The organism is Kocuria sp., assembly GCF_030536815.1.
GTDB lineage: Bacteria > Actinomycetota > Actinomycetes > Actinomycetales > Micrococcaceae > Kocuria > Kocuria gwangalliensis.
On sequence record NZ_JAUNPE010000170.1, the window covers coordinates 1 to 4192 of the forward strand.

Below are 4192 nucleotides of genomic sequence, written 5' to 3' on the forward strand. Positions count from 1 at the left end.
ATCGCAACAACAACGGGCATCGATTTGTGAGTGAGATCCTGGCCGTGGGTAATCGCGTGGAGAACGGCATCATCGAGACGTACCCGCTGTTCCGCCACATCGACGGCGAACTGGTTCCGGTCGCTGCCGAAGTGCCCTCCCCGGACAAGTTCCTGAGGTCCGGGTACCGGCCCTCGGCACTTCTCGACGTGGCGCCCGCCGCCAAGACCGGGGCATCGGATCAGGCGCAACTGAAAAAGTCTCGGGCGAAAACCCCATGAGCGCATTGGTTGGCATCCTCATGGGGACCGGAGTCTTTCTTGTGTGGTGGTCCTTCTGGAACCAGCCGACCCACAAGAGGACTCGGCACTCGCGGACCGGTCGCGTGAAGACACTGTTGCTGCGTGCGGATCTGCCCCACGTTGCGCCCTCGGCGTTGATCGCGGCATGCATCACGTGTGCCCTGGTCACGGGCTTGTCCGTGACTGCATTGACAGCCGCGCCGTCTTTTGGTCTGTGTGCGCTGTTGGTGGCCGGCTACATTCCGTGGTGGTTCGTCAAACGGCGTGGTGGCAAGCGCTCGGCGGTATTACGTGAGGTGTGGCCCGATGTGGTTGACCATTTGCGTTCCGCCATTCGTGCCGGCATGGGATTGCCGGAAGCGCTCATGCAGTTGCAGTACCGCGGCCCCGAAATTCTGCGTCCGGCCTTCGGTCAGTTCGCCGCGGATTATCGGGCCAGTGGTCAGTTACACGGGTCGCTGACTCTGCTCAAGAATCGGTTGGCGGACCCGGTCGCGGACAATATCGTGGAGGCCCTCCGGGTGACCCGAGAGGTGGGTGGCACGGATCTGGGCAAACTCCTCGGCACGTTGTCGTCGTTCCTGCGTGAGAACGAGCGGACTCGCAGTGAGTTGGAAGCACGGCAGTCCTGGACGGTGAACGCGGCCCGCCTCTCCGTTGCGGCACCGTGGCTCGTCCTGGCGTTGATGTCCACCCAGCCCGCGGCCATTGAGGCCTACAACACCGCCACCGGGGCGTTCGTATTGCTGGGTGGGCTGGCGATCTCCGTAGCCGCGTACCGGTTGATGTTGCGGCTCGGAGCGCTGCCCACCGAGCGGAGGGTCCTGCGATGAACACGTGGACCACGGGAATTCTCATTGCCCTGGTACTGGCCGGAGGAATGTGGTTGATGCTCAGCGCGGCTCGAGCCGTGGGAGCACCCAGTTTCGCCGATCGGATTGCTCCGCAGCTACGTATGGTGCACGTCAGTTCGGCACTGAACCGACGTGGGCAAGTGAGAGCCAGTAGATCCGGCGGCAACGATCCCATTGGGCCCCTACTTCAACAGGCACTGGCCTGGGCCACGGACAAGATTGTGCCCTTCGCCGGCAGTGCTTCCGTCCTGGAACGTCGACTCATCCGCGCTGGTCTCGACAAACCGGTGGTCGACTATCGCGCCGAACAAGTTGTCTTCGCGGTGCTCGGCGTTCTGCTCGGCAGCGTGTTCAGCATTGGCCTTATTCTGCAAGGAAACGTCAGTGTCGCGATTGTCATGGTCGGAGCGGTCCTGGGCGCATTTTGCGGAGTGTGGTTCAGGGATCTCCTCCTAAAACAACGCATTGCCAAGCGAGAAAAGCTCATGCTCGCTGAGTTTCCCGCGGTGGCCGAGCTCATGGCCTTGTCCGTCGGCGCGGGAGAAAGCGCCGTCGGCGCCCTAGAACGAGTGTGCCGCGTTGCGGAAGGCGAGCTCGTCGACGAATTTCGGCAAGTGCTGGCCCAGACCCGCGCCGGTTCCGGACTGGTGACGGCCCTCCAAGATTTTTCCTCGCGGACGGATGTGATCCCCCTAGGCCGGTTCGTGGACGGAATCATCGTGGCCATCGAACGAGGAACTCCACTGGCCGAGGTGCTGCGCGCTCAGGCGCAGGACGTCCGTGATCACGACAAGCGAGTCCTGATGGAAATCGCGGGCAAGAAAGAAATTGCCATGTTGATTCCGGTTGTATTTTTCGTCCTCCCACTCAGCGTTGTCTTTGCCGTTTTCCCCGGCCTGGCCGTGCTGGACATGGGGTTCTGAGAATTTCGCCGCACTGAAAAAGAGTTAGTGAATATCGAAGGAGATTGACATGAAAAGATACCTATTCTTTACCGCACCGATGCTCGCCGTGCTGGCCTCGATCAATGCACTGCGCTCGCGATTGACGGACGATGACCGCGATCGGGGAGACGTGCCCGGCTGGGTCATGCTCACACTGATGTCGGCAGTACTCGTCGCCGGATTGCTGCTCATCGCCCGCCCCGCACTCGAAGGCTTGTTCCAGGATGCGATCAACCGAGTCTCCGGTCTCTGAGGACCTCAAGGACGCGGGTAACGCCGTTGCCGAATACGTCATGGTCCTGGCGCTCGCCGTAATCATCTTCGCGGGCATCCTGCAGTTGGGTTTTGCTTTACACGTGCGCAACACCCTGATCGACGCCGCCGCGGCCGGCGCGCGGTACGCCAGTCTGGCGGACCGCACCGACGACGACGGCGTGGCTCGCGCTCGCGGCATCATCGCCAATTCGGTGGGTGAGAGCTACGCCCACAACGTCAGCATCTCGCGAACTCAGGTGGGATCGTTGCCAGCCGTGGAGGTGACCGTGGTCGCGCCGCTGCCCGTCGTGGCAATGTTCGGGCCCCCGGAAGCATTGAATGTGAGCGGTCATGCAGTGGTCATGGACTAACGGCATCTCACTTGGGCGGAAGCACCCGCAGGCGCTCGAAGAATCGGATCATCCGGATCGGGGCAGTGCCATCGTCGAATTCGTCGCGTTGGGTTTGTTGCTGCTCATTCCGGTGATCTACCTGGTCGTGACGGTGTCCCGGGTTCAAGCCGGCTCGTTCGCCGTGGTGGCCGCGTCGGAGCAGGCCGGTCAGGCCATCTCGGTCATGGAAGCGGATAGCTTCAATCAGGCCGCCATCCATGACATCGCGGCGGTGGCTGCGCTGGATCACGGTTTCGATGCGCAGGACCTCGCCCTCGAGGTGAGTTGCTCGGACGGCTCGTGCACCTCACCCGGTGCTGTCGCCACGGTTCATGCCCAGCTCAACGTGAGCCTCCCGGCTGTTCCCGGCTTCGTGACGGCCAACGTGGCCACCCTCACTTCGGATGTCACGGTCGTGTCCGGGAGGTACGCGTGAGGACTCGGCGCGGAATCGAACGTTCGTCGCGCGGAACAGGCATCGTGGCGGGGCTGTGGGGCCGGTTTCACGGGAACCCTCAAGAGCGAGACGACGGGCAAACCACCATTGTCCTGTTGGGTTTCACCCTGGTCACGCTGCTGCTCACGATCACCATCATGGCCATCACGAGCGTTTACATAGGGGAGCGAAAACTCCAGTCCCTGGCCGATCGGGCGTCCAGCGCCGCGGCGGACACCTTCACCGACCTGGATCGATCGGAGGGTGCGGCGCCGTCGCCGATCCTGACGCACGACGGCGTGGCGGGCGCGGCATCGAGCTACCTGGGAACCGTGGGGGCCTTCGACGAGGTCGAGCAGCTGTCGCTCGGCGCACCCACGGGAACCCCCGACGGGCTCACGGCCCAAGTCACTCTGGAGGCCGTGGTCCACCCTCCGGTGGTGAACTTCATCATCCCTGCGGGCGTCCCGATCACTGCCACCGGTGACGCTCGAGCTGTGATGGGGCGCTAGTAAGAAGTGGAGGGGACACGTTGCAGACCGATATCGTTCGTGCCGTGAATGCTTGGCGCAAGGGTTGTGATGACACGAAACATGGCACCAAACCTTCATCTATTCGTGTTCAGGCCGAGGATGGCATTGACGATCCCGCTCTGTACATCGATGCGAATCAGCGCAACGAGTGCGGTGCCCGTGCGGTCCGCAGTACCTCCACGACGCCGAATGGTTCATCTTCCCTGTGACGGCTCATCAACTAGGTAACTACCGACTGAGCATTCGCCACTCCTCGGATACTGACTCCGGAGGCACGGTGTCGGTGGACGCCAGCGACGGATTTGGGAAGCTGATTGCTCTAATTAACACCAGTCACAATCGAGCGTTCCAGGTGACCGACCCAAGCAAGTTCAATCTCGACCGGGATCAGCCAGTCGATGTTGGACTCATGAAGTAGTCGGTCAGGGCTGAAGGGACGGAGATGATCCAAATCGACTCCGCCCCTCCACCACGTGGCAGTAAATTACCCGCCGAGA

General features: G+C 62.1%; 7 protein-coding genes and 1 pseudogene. All 8 read left to right on the forward strand.

What is annotated here, in order from left to right:
- Positions 1-260 (forward strand): annotated as a pseudogene (locus Q4E95_RS11445) (CpaF family protein); the annotation flags it as partial.
- Complete coding sequence (locus Q4E95_RS11450) at positions 257-1114, forward strand: type II secretion system F family protein (RefSeq protein ID WP_303383429.1); 858 nt, start codon at positions 257-259, stop codon at positions 1112-1114. The pseudogene Q4E95_RS11445 and the gene Q4E95_RS11450, both read left to right, overlap by 4 nt.
- Entirely contained in the window at positions 1111-2058 is a 948-nt protein-coding gene (locus Q4E95_RS11455) for a type II secretion system F family protein (RefSeq protein WP_303383430.1), read from the forward strand. Before Q4E95_RS11450 ends, Q4E95_RS11455 begins: the two co-directional genes overlap by 4 nt.
- A 79-nt stretch (positions 2059-2137) precedes the next feature.
- Positions 2138-2332, forward strand: a complete 195-nt coding sequence (locus Q4E95_RS11460) for a hypothetical protein (RefSeq protein ID WP_303383435.1) — start codon at positions 2138-2140, stop codon at positions 2330-2332.
- Entirely contained in the window at positions 2304-2705 is a 402-nt protein-coding gene (locus Q4E95_RS11465; protein ID WP_303383431.1) for a TadE/TadG family type IV pilus assembly protein, read from the forward strand. Before Q4E95_RS11460 ends, Q4E95_RS11465 begins: the two co-directional genes overlap by 29 nt.
- Positions 2686-3162: a hypothetical protein gene (locus tag Q4E95_RS11470; protein ID WP_303383432.1), complete on the forward strand. Its 477-nt coding sequence runs from the start codon at positions 2686-2688 to the stop codon at positions 3160-3162. Before Q4E95_RS11465 ends, Q4E95_RS11470 begins: the two co-directional genes overlap by 20 nt.
- Positions 3159-3674 (forward strand): pilus assembly protein TadG-related protein, encoded by a 516-nt coding sequence (locus tag Q4E95_RS11475; RefSeq protein ID WP_303383433.1) that lies wholly within the window; start codon positions 3159-3161, stop codon positions 3672-3674. The genes Q4E95_RS11470 and Q4E95_RS11475 overlap by 4 nt, the downstream gene beginning before the upstream one ends.
- Positions 3675-3718: 44 nt before the next feature.
- Positions 3719-3904 (forward strand): hypothetical protein, encoded by a 186-nt coding sequence (locus Q4E95_RS11480; RefSeq protein WP_303383434.1) that lies wholly within the window; start codon positions 3719-3721, stop codon positions 3902-3904.
- Positions 3905-4192: the final 288 nt, after the last annotated feature.